Below are 22,664 nucleotides of genomic sequence, written 5' to 3'. Positions count from 1 at the left end.
CTACGAGGGCAGTTGCTTCACCTGGATGTCCCGGAAGGACACCTGGTCGTCGGCCCCGTGGTTCTGGATGCCGATGTAACCGTCCTTGAGGCTGCGGGCCGGGTCCGTGTTGGTGTAGTGGTTGATCTTCACTCCGTTGAGGAAGACCTGCAGACGCTCACCCTGGACGCGGATCTCGTAGCTGTTCCACTGGCCGGGCGGCCGCAGTACCTGGTCGCGGGCCTTGATGTTCGCGGACTTGAAGCCGTAGACGGCGCCGGTGGTGCGGTCGGCGGCGTCGGTGGCGTCGATCTGGACCTCGTAACCGTTGTTCACCGCGGACCACGGGTCGTCGGAGGCCGGGAAGCCGACGAAGACACCGGAGTTGTCGTCACCGTCCATCTTCCAGTCGAGTTTCAGCGAGTACGAGCCGAGCTCCTTGCCCTGGTACCACAGCATGCCCATACCGCCCTCGGTGCGCAGTTCGCCGTCGGCGACGGTGAACTTGCCCGGTCCGGCCTGCTTCCAGCCTTCGAGGGTCTCGCCGTTGAAGATCGTCCGGTAGCCGGTGCGGGGCTTGCAGTCGGCCTTCACCTGGCCCGTGGTGTAGCGCAGGCCGCCGAGCAGGTGCTGGCGGAAGGCCGGCTCCGCGTAGGACTCCTTGGTGTGGCCGCCTCCGGTGTAGAAGGCGCGGCCGCCCTCGTAGGTCTGGCACCAGGCGATCGGGTGGTCGCCCTTCATCGTGCCGCCCTCGTAGGTGGTCTCGTCGAGGGTGGCGAGGACGCGGGCCTGATCACGGGGGTTGGTGCGGTAGTTGTACCACTCGTCGGTGCGCTCCCACGGGCCGTCGATGTGCGCGGTGGCCGGGTGGGCGTGGTCCTCGACGCGGACGGTGGCGGGCTGGATGTGCGGGTGGGAATGGAAGTGGGCGCCGACGAGCCCGCCGTAGAACTCCCAGTCGTACTCGGTGTCGGCCGCGGCGTGGACGCCCATGTAGCCGCCGCCCTTGGCGACGTAGTTCTCGAACGCCTTCTGCTGCTCGGCGTTGAGCACGTCACCGGTGGTGGAGAGGAACACGACGGAGTCGTAGCGGGCGAGGTTGTTGGTGGTGAACTGGCCCGCCGCCTCGGTGGCGTCGACCGTGATGTTGCTGGTCTTCCCGAGCTCCTTCAGGGCGGTGACACCGCTCTCGATGGAGTCGTGGCGGAAGCCGGCGGTCTTGGAGAAGACGAGGACACGCTTGGCGGTCCGGTCGACGGGGGTGTTGGAGAACTCGAAGTCGTCGAGGTCATAGAGCACGCCGGCGCCGCCCTTGAAGACCAGGAACAGTTCGGTGGTCTTCTTGGTCACGCCCCGCAGGGGTACGTCGATGTCCTGGAACGTCTCCCAGCTGCCGGTGACCGGGACGGGTGCCGAGCCGAGGATCGGGCCGTTCGCGGAGCCGGTGCGCACCTCGAGGAAGCCACCGGCGCCGCCGGAGGATATCCGGGCGGTGAGCTTGGTCGATCCGGCGAGGTTGTACGTTTCAAAGGAGATCCAGTCGCCGTTGTCGATGTCGCCGACGGTCTTGCCGCCGTTGGCGGCCGCCTTGTCGTAGGTCTTGATGCCGGACTGGTTGTCGAAGTGCTCCGCCTGCCGGTGGCGGGGCTGCAGCTGTGCCTGGTCGTGGCTGGTCAGCGCGGCCTGGCCGCCGCCTCCGCCGTCGGTGTACTCGGCGTCGAGGACTCCGAAAATGTTGGCGTTGGGGTCGTGGCCGCCGTCGGCGGAGGTCTTGATGGTGCCGGAGCAGCCGGTGGCCGAGGTGATGGGGTGGCCGTGGCTGTCGTGGCCGAGGATGTAGTTCACCTTGACCTTGGCGCAGTCGATCGGGCCGTCTTCGGGATCCGTGACCGTCACCTTGAAGGGGACCTCGTCGCCGAAGCTGAACAGCGTCCCCTCTGCGGGGAGTTCGAGGGTGACCTTGGGCGCGGTGTTGCCCACCACCACATGGACGCTGGCGGAGCCGGTGCGGCCCGTGGGGTCCTTGGCGGTGACCGTCGCCGTGTAGGTGCCGTTCTTGGTGTAGCGGTGGACGGGGTTGGCCGCGGTGGAGGTGGTGCCGTCACCGAAGTCCCAGGCGTAGGTGAGGGTGTCGCCGTCGGCGTCCGTCGTGCCCGCGGAGGAGAAGGAGACGCGCATCGGCGCCTGGCCGGAGGTCTTGTCGGCTGAGGCCTCGGCGACCGGTGAGCGTCCGCCGGTGGCGTTCTCGATCCGGTACAGGCCGGCGTTCTCGTCGCCGCCGAACCAGGCGGTGCCGTAGTCGAGGACGTACAGCGCGCCGTCGGGCCCGAAGGCCATGTCCATGATCTGGGTGCCGGTCCAGGGGACGGGGTTGATGGACTGGACGGTGCCGTCCTCACCCTGCTCGATCCGCTTGATCCAGCGCCGGCCGAACTCGCCGGCGAAGAAGTCACCGTCGTACTCGGCGGGGAAGGCCACCGGAGAGTCGGAGTCCGGGTTGTGCCGGTAGACGGGACCGCCCATCGGGGACTCGGAGCCGCTGCCGAACTCGGGCACGGAACCGCCGTCGTACGGGATCCAGGCGGGCTGTGCGGGCGGCAGGTCGACGAGGCCGGTGTTGTGCGGCGAGGTGTTCTTCAGGTTCGCGCAGTCGAAGGTGGCGCCCGAGGTCTTGGTGGCGAAGTCGTACTCGACGTAGGGGTCGTTGTCGCCGGTGCAGAACGGCCAGCCGAAGTTGCCGGGGCCGGTGACGCGGGCGAATTCGACCTGTCCGGCCGGGCCGCGCTTGGGGTCGGCGGTGCCGGAGTCGGGCCCGTAGTCGCCGACGTGGAGGATGCCGGTCTTCTTGTCGACGCTGAAGCGGAAGGGGTTGCGGAAGCCCATGGCGTAGATCTCGGGCCGGGTCTTGTCCGTGCCCGGCGCGAAGAGGTTGCCCTCGGGTACGGAGTAGGAGCCGTCCTCGTTCACCTTGATGCGCAAGATCTTGCCGCGCAGGTCGTTGGTGTTGCCGGAGGTGCGGCGGGCGTCGTACGCGGGGTTCCGGCCGGGGCGGTCGTCGATGGGCGTGAAGCCGTCGGAGGCAAAGGGGTTGGAGTCGTCGCCGGTCGACAGGTACAGGTTGCCCTCGGCGTCGAAGTCGATGTCGCCGCCGACGTGGCAGCAGATGCCGCGGGTCGCCGGGATGTCGATGATCTTCTTCTCGCTGGCGTTGTCCAGTGTGCCGTCCTCGTTGAGGACGAACCGCGAGAGCCGGTTGACGCCGTCGAACTTCGCGAAGTCCGCCGCGGTGCCCTCGTTGGGGGCGTCGCCTGCGGGAGTGTCCATCGGGGGTGCGTAGTAGAGATAGATGAACCGGTTCTGCGCGAAGTCGGGGTCCAGGCCGACGCCTTGGAGTCCCTCTTCGTCGTGCGAGTACACCGGGATGGTTCCGACGACCCGGGTGTTGCCGGCGGCGTCGGTCATGCGCAGCTCGCCACTGCGGGAGGTGTGGAGCACACTCCGGTCGGGCAACACGGCCAGCGACATGGGCTCGCCGGTCTCCTCACCGCCCTTGGCGAGGGTCACCTGCTGGAATTCCTCGGCGGCCGCGGAGCGCGCCGCCTCCGGGTCTGCGGCGGACGCCACTGTCGGCGCGGTGAGGGCGAGCGACCCTGCGGCGAGGAGTCCGCCGGTGAGGAGCGCGAGCGCCTTGCGGCCTCTGAGCCTTGTTCTGTGCACGAATGTCCTCCGGTATGCCGGTCGAACGGGCGGTGTGCCGTGGAACCGGAATGCGCCGTCACTCCCGAACCACCTATGTCGTGTACACGAGATGGGACCGTAGCCGGGTTCGTCTTGTGCCGAAAGCCCTTGCGCAGCAGAGAAGTTGAACTTCTTCCCAGCGCAGGACAAAGATGCACCCGGGCAGCCCTGACCGGCCCGGCGGCCTTGCCGACCACCGGGCTCGGACCTGGAGTTACTAGTTCTCGCCGCCCCCGAATGCCGCGTCGAAAGAGGCGGTGGGCGGGTCGAAGTCGAAGCGCTTCAGGGCGGCAAGCGCTTGTGGAGCACCGGTCAGCCGGTCCATGCCGGCGTCCTCCCACTCCACGGAGATGGGGCCGTCGTAGCCGATCGAGCGCAGCATCCGGAACACGTCCTCCCACGGCACGTCGCCGTGCCCGGCGGAGACGAAGTCCCAGCCGCGCCGGGGGTCGCCCCACGGCAGATGGGAGCCGAGCCGCCCGTTGCGCCCGTCGAGGCGCTTGCGAGCCTCCTTGCAGTCGACGTGGTAGATCCGGTCCCGGAAGTCGTACAGGAAGCCGACGGGGTCGAGGTCCTGCCAGACGAAGTGGCTCGGGTCGAAGTTCAGCCCGAATGCCGGGCGGTTGCCGACCGCCTCCAGGGCCCGTTTGGTCGTCCAGTAGTCGTAGGCGATCTCGCTGGGGTGGACCTCGTGGGCGAAGCGGACGCCCTCGGTGTCGAAGACGTCGAGGATCGGGTTCCAGCGCTCCGCGAAGTCCTCGTAGCCGCGCTCGATCATCCGCTCGGGCACGGGCGGGAACATCGCGACGAGGTGCCAGATCGACGAACCGGTGAAGCCGATGACGGTGTCGACACCGAAGGCGGCCGCGGCGCGCGCGGTGTCCTTCAGCTCGGCCGCGGCCCGCTGCCGCACGCCCTCGGGCTCGCCGTCTCCCCAGATCCTGGCGGGCAGGATGCCCTGATGGCGCTCGTCGATGGGGTTGTCGCAGACGGCCTGGCCGACCAGGTGGTTCGAGATGGCCCAGCACTTGAGGCCGTACTTCTCCAGCAGCGCGTGCCGCCCGTCCAGGTAGGACGGGTCGGCGAGCGCCTTGTCGACCTCGAAATGGTCGCCCCAGCAGGCGAGTTCCAGACCGTCGTAGCCGAATTCACGGGCGAGGGAGCAGACCTCCTCGAGCGGCAGATCGGCCCACTGGCCGGTGAACAGTGTGAACGGGCGTGGCATGGCGCCTCCAAACCGGATCCCTGCCGGATCTCTCTACCGGACCTGTGCCTGTACTGCCTGTACTGGGGTGTAGACGGCGTTCTTCTGGGCGCTCTCCTCCACCGCCGCGAGCACCCTCTGCACCTGGAGCCCGTCGGCGAACGACGGCACCGGGTCGGTGCCGCTGGCGATGGCCTCGACCAGGTCGCGCGCCTGGTGCACGAAGGTGTGCTCGTATCCGAGCGCGTGACCCGGCGGCCACCAGGCCTCCACGTACGGATGCTCGGCCTCGGTGACGAGGATCCGGCGGAACCCGGCCGTGGCGGCGGGCTCGTGATGGTCGTGGAACGACAGCTCGTTGAGCCGCTCGAGGTCGAAGGCGAGCGATCCGTGCTCGCCGTTGATCTCCAGCCGGAGCGCGTTCTTGCGGCCCGTCGCCATCCGGGTCGCCTCGAAAGTGGCGAGCGCACCGGAGGCGAGCCGGCCGCTGAAGACCGCCGCGTCGTCGACGGTGACCGACCCGCGCTCCGTGCCGCCCGATGCAGTCAGGCCCGCGGAGGCGCCCTGGAGCCGGGGCCGTTCCTTCACGAAGGTCTCCATCTGGGCGGAGACCCCGACCAGCGGCTCCCCCGCCAGGTACTGCGCGAGGTCGACGATGTGCGCGCCGAGATCGCCGAGCGCACCGGAGCCCGCGTGCTCGCGCTGGAGCCGCCAGGTCAGCGGGAAGTCCGGGTCGACCAGCCAGTCCTGAAGGTAGGTGACCCGTACGTGCCGCAGGGAGCCGAGCCGGCCCTCGGCGATCAGCCGGCGGGCGTACGCGAGGGCCGGGACCCGCCGGTAGTTGAAACCCACCATGGCCAACTGGCCGTTCTCCCTGGCACGTTCGGCTGCCGCGACCATGGCTTCCGCCTCTGCGACCGAGTTGGCCAGCGGCTTCTCGCACAGGACGTGCTTGCCCGCTTCCAGCGCCGCGATCGCGATCTCCGCATGGCTGTCGCCCGGCGTACAGACGTCGACGAGCTGCACGTCGTCGCGGGCCACGAGGGCGCGCCAGTCTGTCTCCGCCGCCGCCCAGCCGTGCTTGCCTGCCGCAGCCCGCACGGCGGCGGCGTCACGGCCGCCGATCGCGGCGAGGACCGGCCGCAACGGCAGGTCGAACACGCGCCCTACGGTGCGCCACCCCTGGGAGTGTGCGGCGCCCATGAACGCGTAGCCGACCATGCCGACGCCGAGTGTCGGCGGTGCGGCGTCGCTGTCCCTTGGTTCCATACGGAATCCTCCTCGTCGGAGTCACGATCTCGTCGGTGTGCTCGGTGGGGGGCCCGAGAGGATCGCCCGGGCGTGCCGGTCAGTTGAAGCCGGTGGGCAGGTACTCGTCGACGTTGTCCTTGGTGACGACGGCCGAGTAGAGGGTCAGGGAGGCCGGGATCTCCAGTTCGGCCATCCCGCTGACGCCCTTGCCCTGCCCGAGCGCACGGGCCAGGTCGATGGCGGAGGCGGCCATGGTCGGCGGGTACAGCACCGTCGCCTTCAGCACGCTGTCGTCGGCCTTGATGGCGTCCATGGCGGACTTGGCACCGGCGCCGCCGACCATCAGGAAGTCCTTGCGGCCCGCCTGGGCGATGGCGCGCAGGGCGCCCACGCCCTGGTCGTCGTCGTGGTTCCACAGCGCGTCGAACTGCGACTGGGCCTGCAGCAGCTGCGCCATCTTCGCCTGGCCGGACTCAACGGTGAAGTCGGCGGCCTGCCGGGCGACCTTCTTGATGTTGGGGTAGTTCTTCAGGGCGTCGTCGAAGCCCTGGGTGCGCTGCTTGGTGAGCTCCAGGTTGTCCAGCCCGGCGAGCTCGATGACCTTGGCATTCGGCTTGTCCTTGAGCTGCTCGCCGATGTAGTTGCCGGCGTTGAGGCCCATGCCGTAGTTGTCGCCGCCGATCCAGCAGCGGTACGCCTGCGGCGAGGCGAAGATCCGGTCCAGGTTGACGACGGGGATGCCCGCCTTCATGGCCTGCAGGCCGACCTGGGTGAGCGCCTTGCCGTCGGCGGGCAGGATCACCAGGACGTCGACCTTCTTGTTGATCAGGGTCTGGACCTGGCCGATCTGCGCGGCCGTGTCGTTGGAGCCCTCGGTGATCTCCAGGGTGACGTCCGAGTACTTCTCCGCGCGGGACTTGGCGTTCTGGTTGATGGCGTTGAGCCAGCCGTGGTCGGCCTGCGGGCCGGCGAAGCCGATGGTGACGGCCTTGCCGGGCTTGTCGTCGGCGGCCGGGGCGTTGTCGGCGGCCGTCTTCTCGGTCTTGGGCTCGTTGCTGGTGCAGGCGGTGAGCAGCGCGCCGGCGGAGATCGCGGCGGTGCCGAAGAGCAGTCCTCTGCGGCTGGTGGCTGGGATTTCTGGCATGACGGGTCAGCCCCTTCAACTATGCGGGTGTGGGCGGTGCGAGAAGGTGTCGGAAGAGGAGGGAGGCGCGGGACGGGCGGTGTCAGACGTCGCCGCCCCGCAGCGTCCGGTGCTGGACCAGTACGGCGGCGACGATGATGGCGCCCTTGGCGATCTGCTGGACCGCGCTCTCGAGGTTGTTGAGGGCGAAGATGTTGGTGATCGTGGTGAAGACGAGGACGCCGAGGACGGAGCCGACGATGGTGCCGCGACCGCCGCTGAGCAGCGTGCCGCCGATGATCGCGGCGGCGATGGCGTCGAGTTCGTAGAGGTTGCCGTTGGTGTTCTGGCCGGAGCCCGCCAGCACGATCAGCATGAAGGCGGCGATGCCGCAGCACAGACCGGACAGGAGGTACAGGTAGAGGCGCTGCCGGCGTACGTCGATGCCGGCGAGCCGTGCCGCCTCCGCGTTGCCACCGACGGCGACGGTGCGGCGGCCGAAGGTGGTGCGGTTGAGCAGGAGCCAGCCGACGGCGGTGACCGCGGCGAAGACCAGCACCAGCGGCGGGATGCCGAGGATGTAGGCGTCCCTGATGCCGAGGTCGAGCACCGAGTCGACGGTGACGATCTGGGTCTTGCCGTCCGTGATCTGCAGGGCGAGGCCGCGGGCGGAGGCCAGCATGGCGAGGGTGGCGATGAACGGCACCATCCTGCCGTAGGCGATGAGCAGGCCGTTCACCAGACCGCAGCCCAGGCCGACGATGACGGCCGTGAACAGGATGCCGGCGAAACCGTACTCCTGTGTGGCGACGGTAGTCGCCCACACGGAGGCGAGCGCCACGATCGCGCCGACGGACAGGTCTATGCCGCCGCTGGTGATGACGAACGTCATGCCGACCGTGACGACGCCGATGACGGAGGCCTGGGTGAGGACGAGTTGCAGGTTGCTCGTCGCGAGGAACTCGTCGGGCTTGGTGATGCCGCCGACCGCGACGAGGACGGCGAGGACGCCGAGCAGCGAGAGGTTGCGGACATCGAGGCGCAGTCCGAGCGGACGGCGCGACTCCCCCTTGTCCGGGGTGGTCTTGGGGCTACGCATCGGCGCGGTCTGCTGCGCCGGAGTGGCCGGCTGCGTCATGCCGTCGGGCTCCCTTCCATCACGAGGTCGAGTACACGGTGCTCGTCGAGCTCCCGGGCGTCCGCCGTGTGGACGACGCTGCCCTCCCGGAGCACCAGCACCCGGTCCGCGAGGCCCAGAACTTCGGGCACCTCGCTGGATACGAGAAGTACGGCGAGGCCTTCGTCGGCCAGCCGGCGGATCACTGCGTAGAGCTCGGCCCTGGCCCCGACGTCGACGCCGCGGGTCGGTTCGTCCAGCAGCAGCACCTTGCAGCCGCGCAGCAGCCAGCGGGCCAGGACGGCCTTCTGCTGATTGCCGCCGGACAGGGTGCGAATACGGGCGTCGGGGTTGTCGGGCCGCAGGGAGAGTTCCCTGGTGGCCTGCTGGGCGGCCGCCCGTTCCGCACGGTGGTCGAGCCAGCCCGCACGGGCGAAGCGGGAGAGGGTGGACACGGAGACGTTGCGGGTGACGGACTCGAGCATCAGCAGCCCCTGCGCCTTGCGCTCCTCCGGGGCGAGCCCGATCCCCGCGCGGACGGCGGCACGGACGCTGCCGGGTCGCAGCACGGTGCCGTCGACGAGGACACGGCCGGCGTCGGCCTTGCGTGCGCCGTAGATCGTCTCCAGGATCTCGCTGCGCCCCGAGCCGACGAGTCCGGCGAGGCCCACGATCTCGCCGGGCCGCAGTTCCAGGTCGACCGGGGCGAACTCGCCCTTCCTGGTGAGACCTTCGACGCGCAGTACGGGCTCCTTCGCGGCGGCGGCACCGCCGGCCGGGCGCTCGGGGAAGACGTACTCGACGTTGCGTCCCGTCATCAGGGCAACGATGTCACGGGTCGGGGTCGCCTTGGCGGGCAGTCCGACGGCCACCGCCCGGCCGTCCTTGAGTACCGTGACCCGGTCACCGATGCGCCGGATCTCCTCGAGGCGGTGGGAGATGTAGACGACGGCGACACCGTCGGCGGTCAGGTCGCCGACGATCCGGAAAAGGTTGTCGACCTCGTCGGGGTCGAGGGCGGCCGACGGCTCGTCCATCACGATGATCCGCACCTCGTGGGAGAGCGCGCGTGCCATCGAGACGATCTGCTGCTGTGCTGCGGAGAGTTCGCCCACGAGACGCGCGGGGTCGATCTCCGGGTGGCCGAGCCGCTCGAGCAGTCGCGTGGTCGCCGTCCGGGCCGTGCCGCCGCGCACGACGAATCCGGCGGAGGTGGGCTCGTGCCCGAGGAAGACGTTCTCCGCGACGGACAGCCCTTCCACCAGGTCGAGTTCCTGGTAGATCGTGGCGATGCCGAGGCGCATGGCGGCGATGGGCGACTTGAGGGCGACGGTCTCCCCGCGCCAGGTGATCTCCCCGCCGTCCGGCTGATGGGCCCCGGCCAGCACCTTGATCAGGGTGGATTTGCCGGCGCCGTTCTGGCCGAGGAGGCAGTGGACTTCGCCGGCCAGGACCTCGAGGTCCACTCCGTCCAGTGCGCGGACGCCCGGGAAGGACTTGGTGATGCCGGACATGGTGAGCAGCGGTGGTTCTGAGGCCATGACAAATCCCCTCGGCGGGTGCGGCCGGTGAGCGGGCAGGGTGGAACCAGGTGCGTGTGCTTTTTACTGAGCCGTGTGCGACGCCGGCCTTGAGGGATCAGGCTGGTGAGAACAGGTGGTCGCTGATGAGCCGGGCCGCGCCGATGACTCCGGCGGTCGGACCCAACTCGCCCAGCACGATGGGAAGATTGCCAGTGGCCAGCGGCAGGGACTGCCGGTAGACCTGGGTGCGTACGCTGGCGAGCAGGGTGTGGCCGAGGCCGGTCACACCGCCGCCGATGACCACGAGACCCGGGTTGAAGAAGCTGACGAGTCCCGCGATGACCTGACCGAGGCGGTTGCCTCCCTCACGGATGAGGTCGATGGCGGTGGCGTCCCCCGCGGCCGCGGCGGCGGACACGTCCGCGGCCGTGAGCTGCCCGGCCGCCTCCAGCCGGGCGGCGAGCTCGGCCGACCGGCCGGCGCGCGCCGCGTCCTCGGCGTCACGGGCGAGCGCGGCGCCGCTGAAATGCGCCTCCAGACAACCCCGGTTGCCGCAGGCGCAGGCGCGACCGTCCGGTGCGACCTGGATGTGGCCGATGTCGCCGGCGCTGCCGGTCGTACCGCGGTAGACCTCTCCGCCGACGACGATGCCGCAACCGATGCCCGTGCCGATCTTGATGCACAGGAAGTCACCCACGGAACGCGCGACGCCCGCGTGCTGCTCTCCCATGGCCATCAGGTTCACGTCGTTGTCGACCATCACCGGACAGCCCAGATCCTGGCTGAGCGCCTCCCGCACGGGGAAGCCGTCCCAGCCCGGCATGATCGGCGGCGCGACCGGCACGCCCTCCGGGTAGCGGACCGGGCCGGGCACGCCGATGCCCGCCCCGTCGAAGCCCTCCGCCAGCCCAGAGGCCTTGAGCTTCGCCGCCATCGCCAGCACCTGCTCGAAGACGGCGACAGGACCTTCGCGGACGTCCATGGGCTGGTTGAGGTGCCCCAGGACCTCCAGCTCCGCGTTGGTGACGGCGACGTCGATCGAGGTGGCGCCGATGTCGACGCCCAGGAAACGCAACGCCGGCGCGAGCCGGATGTTGTGGGAGCGACGGCCGCCGCGGGAGGCGGCGAGTCCGTCGGCGACCACGAGCCCGGTCTCCAGCAGCCGGTCGACCTCGACGGCGAGCTTGGAACGGGACAGGTCCACCTCGTCGCCCAACTGCGCGCGGGAGTTGGGGCCACCGTCACGCAGCAGCCGAAGCAGTCGCGCCTGGTGCGCGTTCGCGGGTCGAGCTGTCATCCGTCTCACGTGCCCCTCCCCTCCCCTGGCCTTCGGCTGGGGACCCAGTCGGCTGTCTCCGTCGGGCTTTCGAGGGGAACGTAGCAGCGCTTTACCGAACTGGGAAGAACTTGCGCGCAGTTCCGGCGCAACTTTCTCCACACCCGGGACAAAGGTCCCCACGGGCGGGGCGTCTCGGGCGGGGCGTCTCGGGCGGGCCCGGTTTCCCCGGGTGCGATGCCGGGCGGGGCCCGGTTGTCCCGGGTGCGCTGCCGGGCGTGGCCTGGTCCTTGTCGTGTGGCGTCCGGGTGCCGCTCCGGGGGCATGTCCGGGACTGCTTTCCCGTACCTGCCTCGCCTTAACTCACGACGCCTTACGTCCCGAACACGCCCCCTGCGCGTCCCCCTCCCCCCGGCCAACGGCTTCGCTCCCGGAGGTGGACAGCCACCGCCCGCAGCACACAAGCGTCGGCACTGAGCGACCGTTGCGCTCCCCGCAACGGAAGTGGAGCCGGCGTAGGGGCGCACCGGCCCCACGGTCCCGCGACCGGCGGGAGGGGGCGGGGTCGCAGGAGGGGGGTGAGCGGACGTAAAGCGTCGTGAGTCAGGGCGGGGCAAGTACGGGAAAGCAGTCCGCGATCCCCCTCCGGAGGCCCCGCCCCCGCACCCACCCCCGGCAGGGGCACACGGGGGGCGCCGCGCCCGCCGGACCGGTCAGGCACAGGGGCGCAACGCCCCCCGACCGGGCCATGCCCGGAGCGTCACGCTTCCGGGAAGAACGCCCTCAGTGCCGTGCGGATCGCACGTTCCGGGCGGAACGACTCGTCCGGCAGCGTGACCTGGTGGAACATCATGCCCTCGAGCAGGTCGAACAGCACCCGGCAGTGCCCCTCCGGGTCCGGCGAGCCCGATGCCGCAAGCCACTCCGCGCCCCAGCGCACCAGCGACTCCCGCCCGCGCACAAGCGGAACCCGCACCGAGGGGCGGGCGAGGCCTTCCAGCAGCAGGGCGTATCGGGCGCTCGTGCGGTCGCGGGCCGGGCCGACCAGGTGCTCCACCATCCGGGCCAGGGCGGCCGCCAGTTCGTCGATCCCGTGGGGGGCGGCACGCCCGGCGAAGGACTCCCAGTCACGCCGGTCCAGCTTCTCCAGGTGCGCGACCACCCCGTCGACCAGGGCGTCCCGGTTGCGGAAGTGATTGGACGTGGTGCCGGCCGGGACACCGGCTGCTCCGTCCACCGCCTGGTACGTCAGCCGGCGCAGTCCACCCGCGGCCAGCACCGCGATCGCCGCATTGAGGACCTCGTCACGCCTGCCCGCCATGGGGTTCCAGCCGCCTTCCCGATGAAACCGTGTCCGATCACTACAAACATAGTACCGTGTACGCATGGCCAGAACAGCGATCATCATCGGAGCCGGTATCGGCGGTCTCGCCACCGCTGTCCATCTGCACGCGAACGGCTGGGACGTGGATGTGCGGGAGCGCGCGGCGGGCCTGCCGGAGACCGGCACGGCACTCGGCATGTGGCCGAGCGCCCTGCGGGCCCTGGACACCCTCGGGCTCGGCGCCACCGTGCGTTCGCTCGCTCGCCCGCAGACCGGCGGCGGGTTCGTACGGGCGGACGGCGCCCGCATCGCGGATGTCGACGTGGCGGCGCTGCGGCGCCGCACGGGCGACCCGGTGTACCTGATCTCCCGGGTCCCGCTGCTGCGCACGCTCGCCGGCCCGCTCGACGACGGCGTCATCCGTTTCGGCGAGAGCGTCGACGATGTCCGCGAACTGTCGGGTTACGACGTGGTCGTCGCCGCCGACGGCATCAACAGCCGTGCGCGCAATTCCCTGTTCGGCAACACTTACGGCACCCGCTACACCGGCGTGACGTCCTGGCGCGGAATCGTCGACGGCGACACGGACACCGTCGTCGAGACGTGGGGCTCGGGTGCCCGCTTCGGCGTCACCCCGCACACGGAAGGCCGCACCAACTGGTTCGCGTGCGTTCGCGCCCCGGAGCGGGCCAAGGCACCAAGAGGCGAACTCGCCGCGCTGGAAAAGTGCTTCGGCGACTGGCACCCCGGCGTGCGGAGCGTCCTGGACCGGGTGCGCGAGAACGACGGTGAGGGCGTGCTGCGCCTCGACCTCCACGACCTCGCGCGGCCGTTGCCCCGTTACGTCAGCGGGCGCACGGCTCTGATCGGGGACGCGGCCCATGCCATGACGCCCGACCTGGGCCGCGGCGCCTGCGAGGCGCTGATCGACGGCGTGACGCTCGCCCGCGAGCTGTGCACCCACCACAGGGTCGAGGACGCCCTCGCCGCGTACGACGCGCTCCGGCGCGTACCGACGCAGCGGCTGGCCCGGGCCGCGCGGCTGATGAACAAGATGGTGCACACGCCCGGTGTCGCGCCGGTCCGCAACACGGCGATGCGGCTGATGCTCGCCGTCGGCAGGCCGCCCGCCTGAGGGCGCGGGGACCGGGCCGGTCAGGCCTGTTCGCGCTGGTGGTAGGTCGTGCGGGTGTGCTCGGTGTGCGCGCGCATGACCTCGGTGGCCCGCTTCTCGTCGCGGACGGAGATCGCGGCGATCAGCTCTCGGTGCTCGATCCACGACTGGCGTCCCCGCTGACGGGCGACCGGGGTGTAGTACCAGCGGACCCGGCGGTCCACCTGGGCCGCCAGCTCCGCCAGGACCAGGTTGCCGGCGAGCTCCATCACCTTGGCGTGGAAGGCGGCGTTGGTGGCCACGGCCAGGTCGACGTCGTCGTCGGCGACCGCCTGCTCGCCCTTGGCGCACAGCGATTCGAGGGCCTCGATGCCCGCCGTGCCCGAGTTCGCCGCGGCGAGCCGGGCGGCCTCCGCCTCCAACAGCGTTCGTACGGAAAGGAGTTGATCGGCCTCCGCCTCGGTGGGCTCGTGGACGAATGCGCCCTGAGCGGGGCGCAGATCCACCCAGCCCTCCGTGTTGAGGCGTTGCAACGCCTCGCGCACGGGCTGGCGGGAGACGCCGAGGTGCCCGGCGAGCTCGCTCTCGACCAGATGCTGCCCCGGCCTCAGCGCACGGGTGGTGATCAGCTCCAGCAGCGCCTCGTACACACGCTCACGCAGTGGACCGGGGCGTTCCAGCTTGGGCACGGTTCCCTGCGGCAGTCCTGCTGACAACATCGGCGGTCCCCTCCGGCCAGCGAGCGGCGAACGACAACGGCGATCGAGCGATTGGCTATCGTCTACAGTCTACCGAGCGCAATCACCGGCCACACCGAGACGCCGGTCACGTCACAGAAGCGGAAGAAGTCGGTCCAGAAAGACCCGTTGGCCGGTCACCAGCTTCGGCCGCGCCTCTTCCACACCGAACCACTCGGCCCGGTCGATCTCGGGGAACTCCTGTGTCACGCCCGATCCCCTCGGCCACTCCATGGTGAAGGTGCCCGGCACGACGAGCGCCGTGTCGAGATCGCCCTCCATCGCCCACACCGTCACAAGCTTGCCGTTCGACTGGCGCGTCTCGCCGAGCGGATGCCAGTCGCCGTCCGGCGCCTGGAGCCCCAGCTCCTCCTCGAACTCACGCCGCGCGGCCGCCATCGGCTCCTCGTCGGGGGCGTACTCGCCTTTCGGGATCGACCAGGCTCCCTCGTTCCGTGCCGACCAGAACGGGCCGCCCATGTGTCCGATGAGGACCTCGACCCCCGCCTCCCGGCGCCGCCACAGCAGCAGCCCGGCGCTTCGCTTCGTCACCATGCCGCCAGTCTGCCCGTGAACGTCACGGACAGCGGATCACCTGCCCCGCGTACGACAGGTTTCCGCCGAACCCGAACAGCAGGACGGGGTCGCCGGACTGGATCTCGCCGCGTTCGACCAGCTTCGACAGGGCCATCGGGATCGACGCGGCGGAGGTGTTGCCCGAGTCGACGACATCGCGGGCGATGACGGCGTTGACCGCGCCGATCTTCCGTGCGACCGGCTCGATGATCCGCAGATTGGCCTGGTGCAGCACGACTGCCGCCAGGTCCTCGGGTGCGACGCCCGCCCGTTCGCAGACCTTGCGTGCGATCGGCGGCAGCTGGGTGGTGGCCCAGCGGTAGACGGCCTGACCCTCCTGCGCGAAGCGCGCCGGGGTTCCCTCGATCCGCACGGCGTGCCCCATCTCGGGCACCGACCCCCACAGCACCGGGCCGATGCCGGGCTCCTGCCCGTCCGGGACGGCCTCGACCACGGCCGCGCCGGCGCCGTCGCCCACGAGGACGCACGTCGTGCGGTCGGTCCAGTCGACGATGTCGGCCATCTTGTCCGCCCCGATGACGAGGGCGCGGGTCGCCGCTCCCGCCCGCAGGGTGTGGTCGGCGGTGGCGAGCGCGTGGGTGAAGCCGGCACAGACGACGTTGAGGTCCATCACCGCGGGAGAGGCCATACCCAGCCGCGCCGCCACCCTGGCCGCGGTGTTGGGCGACCGGTCGACCGCGGTGGAGGTGGCGACCAGCACCAGGTCCACGTCGGCGGGCATCAGCCCGGCCGACGCCAGGGCCTTGGCCGCGGCGTGCGCGGCGAGCTCGTCGACGGGCTCGTCGGGGCCGGCCACATGACGGGTGTGGATCCCGACGCGGCTGCGGATCCACTCATCACTCGTGTCGACCATGAGGGCCAGGTCGTCGTTGGTGAGCACCTTGGCGGGCTGATAGTGCCCGAGGGCGACGACACGAGAGCCTGTCATGGGCGGCGTTCTCCTCGATCGGATGTCAGGAACAACCCAGTCTTGGCTGCTACCGACCGGTACGACGGCAGGTGATCCCACAGCTTCCAAGGCCGGACTTTGGAGCTTCCCGAGAGTCCGGGCCCCTCGGTCACGCGTCCCGGCACGAGTCTTGACCCCCCGTGAAGGCATACTGTAGACAATATTCTGTCGACTCAACCCTCATCACAGTCCGCCCTCGCTCGGTCGTCAACCGAACGGAGAGCCCCGTGAAAGTCGCAGTTGTCGGCGCCGGTGCCATCGGCGCATATGTCGGGGCCGCGCTCCACCGCGGCGGCGCCGAGGTCCATCTCATCGCTCGCGGCGCCCATCTCACAGCCATGCGCCGCCACGGCGTCCGCGTACTGAGCCCCCGCGGTGACTTCACCGCACGCCCCGCCGCGACGGACGACCCGTCCGCCGTAGGGCCCGTCGATTATGTATTCCTCGGCCTCAAGGCCAACTCCTATGCGGCGTCGGGCCCGTTGGTGCATCCTCTGCTGCACGGGAACACCGCCGTCGTCGCCGCCCAGAACGGCATTCCGTGGTGGTACTTCCACGGCCTGCCCGGCCCGTACACCGGCCGACGGATCGAGGCCGTCGACCCCGGCGGCGCGGTCAGCGCCACCCTGCCGCCCGAGCGCGCCATCGGCTGCGTCGTCTACGCCGCGACCGAACTCGAGGCCCCCGGCGTCGTACGGCACCTGGAAGGCACCCGGTTCTCCATCGGCGAGCCCGACCGGACCGTGTCACGGCGCTGCGCCGTCTTCAGCGACGCGATGATCGCCGGCGGGCTCAAGTGCCCCGTCGAGCCGGATCTGCGCAACGACATCTGGATCAAGCTGCTCGGCAACATCTCCTTCAATCCGATCAGCGCTCTGTCCCGGGCCACGATGTCCCAGATCTGCCGCCATCGGGACACCAAGGCACTGGTCGAGACGATGATGCACGAGACGCTCGAGGTCGCGGCCGCCGTCGGCTGCCACCCCAAGATCTCCGTCGAGCGGCGTCTCGCCGGAGCGGAGCGCGTCGGCGACCACAAGACCTCCACCCTCCAGGACCTCGAGAAGGGCAAGCCGCTCGAACTGGACGTGCTGCTCGCGGCCGTCGTCGAACTGGCCGCTCTGACGAGGACCCCCGTACCGAAGCTGTGCGCCGTGCACGCACTCGCCGACCTTCTCGCATCGACCTCGACCCCTTCCACAGGGAGCGCAGCATGAAGAAGAAGCCGCAGAAGCGGTATCCGAGGCTCACCCATCCGCTGGTCCGCGGCGACGACGGACAGCTGCGCCGGGCGAGCTGGGACGAGGCGCTGGAGCGGGCCGCGGCCGGGTTCCGCCGGACCCGCGAGACGCACGGCCCCGACGCCTTCGCGATGCTCTCCTGCGCCCGCGCCACCAACGAGATGAACTATGTGGCGCAGAAGTTCACCCGCGTCGTGATGGGCACCAACAACGTCGACTCGTGCAACCGCACCTGCCACGCGCCAAGCGTTGCCGGCCTGTCGGCGGTCTTCGGCTCCGGCGGCGGCACCTCCTCGTACGAGGAGGTCGACCACACCGATCTGATCGTGATGTGGGGGTCCAACGCCCGCTTCGCGCACCCGATCTTCTTCCAGCACGTACTGAAGGGGATCAGGAACGGGGCACGGATGTACGCCGTCGACCCGCGCCGCACCTCGACCGCCGAGTGGGCGGAGAGCTGGCTCGGCCTCAACGTGGGCACCGACATACCCCTCGCCCACGCGGTGGGCCGCGAGATCATCCACGCCGGCCTCGTCAACCGTGCCTTCGTGGACCGCGCGACGACCGGCTTCGAGGAGTACGCGAAGCTCGTCGAGCCCTGGACGCCGACCGCCGCCGAGAAGGTGACCGGCGTACCGGCCGAGGCGATCCGCGAGCTGGCGCACGCCTACGCGACCGCCGAACGCGCCCAGCTCTGCTGGACCCTGGGCATCACCGAGCACCACAACGGCACCGACAACGTCCGCGCGCTGATCAATCTCGCCCTGCTCACCGGCCATGTCGGCCGGTACGGCGCCGGGGTCCAGCCGCTGCGCGGCCAGAACAACGTCCAGGGCGGCGGCGACATGGGCGCCATCCCCAACCGGCTGCCCGGCTTCCAGGACATCCTCCACCCGGACACCCGGGAGAAATTCGAACGGGCCTGGGGCGCCACCATCCAGCCGCACTACGGCAAGACCCTGACCGAGATGTTCGAGGTGATGGAGAGCGGCGAGCTGCGAGCGGTCTACTGCATCGGCGAGAACCCGGCGCAGTCGGAGGCCGACAGCGGTCAGGCCATACGGCGGCTCGAGGCCCTCGACCACCTCGTGGTGCAGGACATCTTCCTGACACGGACCGCGGAGCTGGCGGACGTGGTGCTGCCCGCGACGGCCGCCTGGGCGGAGACGGACGGCACGACGACCAACAGCGAACGCCGAGTGCAGCGGGTACGGGCGGCGCTCGTTCCGCCGGGCGAGGCCCGCGAGGACATCGCCATCATCTGCGACCTCGCCGGACGACTCGGCCACGACTGGAAGTTCGCCGACTCGCAGGCCGTCTGGAACGAGCTGCGCTCGCTGTCACCGGACCACTTCGGGATGACGTACGAACGGCTGGACGAGCACCAGGGCTTGCAGTGGCCGTGCCCGGACGTCGACGAACTGCCGTCGAGCTTCCTCCACGGCAGGCTCTGGGAGAAGGACCCCGCCGCGCGAGGCATGCCGGCGGCGTTCGGGCTGGTCGAGCACGACCCGCCGGTCGACCTCACCGACGAGGACTACCCGCTGCGGCTGACGACGGGGCGCCGGCTCGACTCGTACAACACCGGTGTGCAGAGCGGCTCTTTCGCCTCCCCCCTGCGGCGCGGCGAGTACATCGAGTTGTGCCCCGAGGACGCCGCGGCGTACGGGGTGCAGGTCGAGGAGGAGGTCCGTGTCTCCTCCAGGCGCGGCTCGGTGACCGCGCCGGTGTGGATCGATCCCGGGCTGCGGCCCGGGCTCGCGTTCATGACGATGCACTTCCCCGACGAGGTGGACACCAACTCCCTGACGATCGAGGCGAACTGTCCGATCGCGGGCACCGCCGAATTCAAGGCGTCGGCGGTACGGATCGAGAAGCTGGAGCCCGCATGGACCTGAAGTTCACGGACGCGGCGAAGGCGACGGACGAGGAACGGGACGCGGTCGACGGGCTGTTGGGCCCGCCGGAGAGCGGCTGGGAAGGCGGGTCGGCCCGCTCGTCCGACGAGTTGCGCTGGGCGAAGGGCGGGGCGGCGGCCCGGGACCGCAGGGACCTGCTGCTGCCCGCGCTGCACGCGGTCAACGACCGGGTGGGGTGGCTGAGCGAAGGGGCGCTGGACTACATCTGCCGACGGCTGACGGGGCCGCCGGCGGAGGCGTACGGGGTGGCAACGTTCTACTCGATGTTCTCGGTGAAGCCGCGTGCGGCGAAGGTGCTGCATGTGTGCACGGACATCGCGTGCGCGGCGCGGGGTGGTTCGCTGTCCCTGGCCGACGGGCTCGGCCCGGACGTCGCCGTCCAGCCGAGCCCGTGCCTGGGCCTGTGCGAACGGGCCCCGGCAGCGCTGCTGATCCGCGCGGGCGCATCGCCGGCCCGTCCGGTGTTCGAGGACACCGCCGAAGGCGGTCCGGGGTCGGGGGCGGGAGCGGAGCCCCGGTTCGGGAAGGGGCGCGGCGGGGAAAGCACCACCGCCGTCGTCGCCCCCGCCACCGCCGACGCCCTCCTCGCCGCCGCCCGCTCCCCCGAGCGCGCCCCCGACGAGGCCGCCGCGAGCGCCGCCGTGCCGCAGGCCGGTTCCGAAGGGCTCACGCTCCTGCGGCGCGTCGGCGTCGTCGACCCGTACAGCCTCGACGACTACCGTGCGCACGGCGGCTACGCCGCCCTTCGGCGCGCCTTCGACCTCGGCCCCGCCGGCGTCAGCCGGGAGGTCACCGACGCGAACCTGGTCGGCCGCGGCGGGGCGGCGTTCCCGACGGGGCGCAAGTGGCAGGCAACCGCGTCGCAGCCCGACCGCCCCCACTACCTCGTGTGCAACGCCGACGAGAGCGAGCCCGGCACCTTCAAGGACCGGGTTCTGATGGAGGGCGACCCGTACGCGCTCATCGAGGCCATGACCGTCGCGGGGTACGCCGTCGGTGCCCACAAGGGCTTCCTCTACCTCCGCGGCGAGTACCCGAAAGCCCTGCGGCTCCTGCAGAACGCCATCGACTCCGCCCGTGCCCGCGGCCTCCTCGGCGACGACGTCCTCGGCCAGGGCTACGCGTTCGACATCGAGATCCGCCGAGGCGCGGGCGCCTACATCTGCGGCGAGGAGACCGCGATCTTCAACTCCATCGAGGGCTACCGCGGCGAGCCCCGCACCAAGCCGCCGTTCCCCGTGGAGAAGGGCCTCTTCGGCAAGCCGACCGCCGTCAACAACGTCGAGACGCTCGTCAACGTCCTGCCGATCCTCACCGGCAGGACCGAGGAGACAAAGCTGTTCTGCCTCTCCGGCAACGTGGCCCGCCCCGGTGTCTACGAGCTGCCGTTCGGCGTCACGCTGCGTGAACTGATCGAGCTCGCGGGACCGCCCGAACGCATCCGCGCCGTGCTCCTCGGCGGGGCGGCCGGCAGCTTCGTACGCCACGACGAGCTGGACATCCCGCTCACCTTCGAGGGCACCAGGGCGGCCGGCACCACTCTCGGCTCCGGCGTGGTCCTCGTGTTCGACGACACCGTCGAACTCCCCCGCGTCCTGCTGCGCATCGCCGAGTTCTTCCGCGACGAATCCTGCGGGCAGTGCGTGCCCTGCCGGGTCGGCACGGTCCGGCAGGAGGAGGCGCTGCACCGCATCAAGGACCGCACCGGCGCCGACGCCGCCGACGACATCGCCCTGCTGCGCGAGGTGGGACGGGCCATGCGGGACGCCTCGATCTGCGGTCTCGGCCAGACCGCCTGGAGCGCAGTGGAATCCGCCATCGACCGGCTGGGAGCCTACGAATGACCTCGATCCCCCTCCACATGCCGCGCAGGCTCGTCGGCTTCACCCTCGACGGCGAGGACGTAAGGGTCCCGGAGGGCGACACGATCCTCGACGCGTGCCGGGCCGCGGGCAAGGACATACCGACGCTCTGCCAGGGCGACACGCTCACGCCGAAGAACGCCTGCCGGGTGTGCGTCGTCGAGGTCGAGGGCTCCCGGACCCTCGCGCCCGCCTGCTCCCGGCGGGCGGAGTCCGGTATGAGCGTGCGGACCGACACCGAGCGGGCCCGGCACAGCCGCAAGGTCGTGCTGGAGCTGCTGGCGTCGTCGACCGACCTCTCCACGACGCCCCGCGCCGCCGAGTGGATCAAGGAGTACGAGGCGAAGCCGGACCGCTTCGGTACGGACGCGGCCCGTGTCAACGAAGAGCCGAAGATCGACAACGATCTGTACGTCCGCGACTACGACAAGTGCATCCTCTGCTACAAGTGCGTGGACGCCTGCGGCGACCAGTGGCAGAACACCTTCGCCATCGCCGTCGCGGGCCGCGGCTTCGACTCCCGTATCTCCACCGAGCACGACGCGCCCCTGACCGACTCGGCGTGCGTCTACTGCGGCAACTGCATCGAGGTGTGCCCCACGGGGGCGCTCTCCTTCAAGTCGGAGTTCGACATGCGGGAAGCCGGGACCTGGGACGAGTCGGCCCAGACGCAGACGACGACGGTGTGCGCGTACTGCGGCGTCGGCTGCAACCTGACCCTGCATGTGCAGGAGAATGAGATCGTCAAGGTCACCTCGCCGCACGACAACCCGGTGACCCACGGCAACCTCTGCCTCAAGGGCCGCTTCGGCTACCAACACGTACAGAATCGGAACTGATCGCCATGGGACGGGTCACCGAGCGCCGCCGAACCATCCGTATCCGGGACGGGGTGGTCTCGTCCCGTCCCGACACCCTCGTCGCGGAGGAACCCCTGGAGATCCGGCTGAACGGCAAGCCGCTCGCCATCACCATGCGCACCCCGGGCGACGACTTCGCGCTGGCGGCCGGCTTCCTGGTCAGCGAGGGCGTGATCCACTCCGGCTCGCAGGTGCGGTCGATCGTGTACTGCGCGGGCGCGACGGAGGACGGCTCCAACACGTACAACGTGGTCGACGTGGCGCTTGCGCCGGGTGTGGCGGTGCCGGACATCACGCTGGAGCGCAATGTCTACACGACGTCGTCGTGCGGACTGTGCGGCAAGGCCAGCCTCGACGCCGTGCGCACCACGACCCGCCATCCGATCGCCGATACTCCCCCGGTCCGTGTCGAGCCGGCTCTGCTCGCCGGCCTCCCCGACCGGCTGCGGGCGGCACAGCGGGTCTTCGACCGGACCGGGGGCCTGCACGCGGCGGCGCTGTTCTCGCCGGAGGGCGAGCTGCTCGACATCCGCGAGGACGTCGGCCGGCACAACGCGGTCGACAAGCTCGTCGGACGTGCGCTGCAGGACGACCGGCTGCCGCTGTCCCGGTCGATCCTGCTCGTCTCGGGGAGGGCGTCGTTCGAGCTGGCGCAGAAGGCGGTGATGGCCGGCATCCCGGTGCTCGCGGCCGTGTCCGCGCCGTCGTCGCTGGCGGTGGACCTGGCCGCGGAGACCGGTCTGACGCTGGTCGGTTTCCTGCGCGGCCCCAACATGAACGTGTACGCGGGCGACGAGCGCATCGCCCTCAGCACTGGGGTGTGAGGCGCCCCGCTGCACGGGATACGGCC

17 protein-coding genes are annotated in these 22,664 nt (G+C 70.4%); 6 read left to right on the top strand and 11 right to left on the bottom strand.

Going from position 1 to position 22,664, the window contains the following annotated elements; translation table 11 throughout:
* The 8 genes from ACIQ7Q_RS23370 to ACIQ7Q_RS23335 all read right to left on the bottom strand — a co-directional run bounded on the left by ACIQ7Q_RS23370 (nucleotide 1) and on the right by ACIQ7Q_RS23335 (nucleotide 12,532).
* Nucleotides 1–3,696, bottom strand: coding sequence for a ThuA domain-containing protein (locus ACIQ7Q_RS23370; RefSeq protein ID WP_403865344.1), 3,696 nt, complete (start codon nucleotides 3,694–3,696; stop codon nucleotides 1–3).
* A gap of 238 nt (nucleotides 3,697–3,934) precedes the next feature.
* Nucleotides 3,935–4,942 (bottom strand): sugar phosphate isomerase/epimerase family protein, encoded by a 1,008-nt coding sequence (locus tag ACIQ7Q_RS23365; RefSeq protein WP_403865341.1) that lies wholly within the window; start codon nucleotides 4,940–4,942, stop codon nucleotides 3,935–3,937.
* A gap of 33 nt (nucleotides 4,943–4,975) precedes the next feature.
* Complete coding sequence (locus ACIQ7Q_RS23360; protein ID WP_403865338.1) at nucleotides 4,976–6,190, bottom strand: Gfo/Idh/MocA family protein; 1,215 nt, start codon at nucleotides 6,188–6,190, stop codon at nucleotides 4,976–4,978.
* Nucleotides 6,191–6,269: 79 nt separating this feature from the next.
* Entirely contained in the window at nucleotides 6,270–7,316 is a 1,047-nt protein-coding gene (locus ACIQ7Q_RS23355) for a substrate-binding domain-containing protein (RefSeq protein ID WP_403865335.1), read from the bottom strand.
* An 82-nt stretch (nucleotides 7,317–7,398) separates the two neighbouring features.
* On the bottom strand, nucleotides 7,399–8,433 hold the full coding sequence (locus ACIQ7Q_RS23350) for an ABC transporter permease (RefSeq protein ID WP_403865332.1): 1,035 nt from the start codon (nucleotides 8,431–8,433) through the stop codon (nucleotides 7,399–7,401).
* A complete protein-coding gene (locus ACIQ7Q_RS23345) occupies nucleotides 8,430–9,953 on the bottom strand; it encodes a sugar ABC transporter ATP-binding protein (protein ID WP_403865329.1) in 1,524 nt (507 codons plus the stop codon). The genes ACIQ7Q_RS23350 and ACIQ7Q_RS23345 overlap by 4 nt, the downstream gene beginning before the upstream one ends.
* A 97-nt stretch (nucleotides 9,954–10,050) precedes the next feature.
* Nucleotides 10,051–11,232, bottom strand: a complete 1,182-nt coding sequence (locus ACIQ7Q_RS23340; RefSeq protein WP_403865326.1) for an ROK family protein — start codon at nucleotides 11,230–11,232, stop codon at nucleotides 10,051–10,053.
* A gap of 739 nt (nucleotides 11,233–11,971) precedes the next feature.
* A complete protein-coding gene (locus tag ACIQ7Q_RS23335; RefSeq protein WP_403865323.1) occupies nucleotides 11,972–12,532 on the bottom strand; it encodes a TetR/AcrR family transcriptional regulator in 561 nt (186 codons plus the stop codon).
* Nucleotides 12,533–12,596: 64 nt separating this feature from the next.
* On the opposite strand from ACIQ7Q_RS23335, the gene ACIQ7Q_RS23330 reads away from it, so the two are divergent.
* A complete protein-coding gene (locus tag ACIQ7Q_RS23330) occupies nucleotides 12,597–13,670 on the top strand; it encodes an FAD-dependent monooxygenase (RefSeq protein ID WP_403865320.1) in 1,074 nt (357 codons plus the stop codon).
* Between the two features lie 20 nt (nucleotides 13,671–13,690).
* On the opposite strand, the gene ACIQ7Q_RS23325 is transcribed toward ACIQ7Q_RS23330, so the two are convergent.
* From ACIQ7Q_RS23325 to ACIQ7Q_RS23315, 3 genes are all read right to left on the bottom strand, one after another.
* Nucleotides 13,691–14,368 carry a GntR family transcriptional regulator gene (locus ACIQ7Q_RS23325; RefSeq protein ID WP_356631195.1) on the bottom strand — a complete coding sequence of 226 codons (678 nt, stop codon included), beginning with the start codon at nucleotides 14,366–14,368 and terminating at the stop codon, nucleotides 13,691–13,693.
* A gap of 111 nt (nucleotides 14,369–14,479) precedes the next feature.
* Complete coding sequence (locus ACIQ7Q_RS23320) at nucleotides 14,480–14,941, bottom strand: NUDIX domain-containing protein (protein ID WP_403865317.1); 462 nt, start codon at nucleotides 14,939–14,941, stop codon at nucleotides 14,480–14,482.
* 22 nt (nucleotides 14,942–14,963) lie between these two features.
* The gene (locus ACIQ7Q_RS23315) at nucleotides 14,964–15,911 is read right to left on the bottom strand and encodes a beta-ketoacyl-ACP synthase III (protein ID WP_356631191.1); all 948 of its coding nucleotides are present in this window, start codon (nucleotides 15,909–15,911) and stop codon (nucleotides 14,964–14,966) included.
* Between the two features lie 248 nt (nucleotides 15,912–16,159).
* On the opposite strand from ACIQ7Q_RS23315, the gene ACIQ7Q_RS23310 reads away from it, so the two are divergent.
* Genes ACIQ7Q_RS23310 through fdhD form a run of 5 tightly spaced genes read left to right on the top strand, consistent with a single transcriptional unit; the run spans nucleotide 16,160 to nucleotide 22,638 of the window.
* Nucleotides 16,160–17,149 carry a 2-dehydropantoate 2-reductase gene (locus ACIQ7Q_RS23310; RefSeq protein ID WP_403865314.1) on the top strand — a complete coding sequence of 330 codons (990 nt, stop codon included), beginning with the start codon at nucleotides 16,160–16,162 and terminating at the stop codon, nucleotides 17,147–17,149.
* A complete protein-coding gene (locus ACIQ7Q_RS23305; protein ID WP_403865311.1) occupies nucleotides 17,146–19,071 on the top strand; it encodes a molybdopterin oxidoreductase family protein in 1,926 nt (641 codons plus the stop codon). Before ACIQ7Q_RS23310 ends, ACIQ7Q_RS23305 begins: the two co-directional genes overlap by 4 nt.
* A complete protein-coding gene (locus ACIQ7Q_RS23300) occupies nucleotides 19,062–20,936 on the top strand; it encodes an NADH-ubiquinone oxidoreductase-F iron-sulfur binding region domain-containing protein (protein WP_403865309.1) in 1,875 nt (624 codons plus the stop codon). Before ACIQ7Q_RS23305 ends, ACIQ7Q_RS23300 begins: the two co-directional genes overlap by 10 nt.
* Nucleotides 20,933–21,793: a 2Fe-2S iron-sulfur cluster-binding protein gene (locus ACIQ7Q_RS23295; protein ID WP_403865306.1), complete on the top strand. Its 861-nt coding sequence runs from the start codon at nucleotides 20,933–20,935 to the stop codon at nucleotides 21,791–21,793. The genes ACIQ7Q_RS23300 and ACIQ7Q_RS23295 overlap by 4 nt, the downstream gene beginning before the upstream one ends.
* A 5-nt stretch (nucleotides 21,794–21,798) precedes the next feature.
* On the top strand, nucleotides 21,799–22,638 hold the full coding sequence (gene fdhD / locus ACIQ7Q_RS23290; RefSeq protein ID WP_403865303.1) for a formate dehydrogenase accessory sulfurtransferase FdhD: 840 nt from the start codon (nucleotides 21,799–21,801) through the stop codon (nucleotides 22,636–22,638).
* The last annotated feature ends 26 nt before the right edge of the window (nucleotides 22,639–22,664 follow it).

This window comes from Streptomyces sp. NPDC096176, assembly GCF_044763255.1.
Classification (GTDB): Bacteria; Actinomycetota; Actinomycetes; order Streptomycetales; family Streptomycetaceae; genus Streptomyces.
Note: the sequence above shows the minus strand (reverse complement) of the source record. Positions and strands in the feature narration are given on the sequence as shown.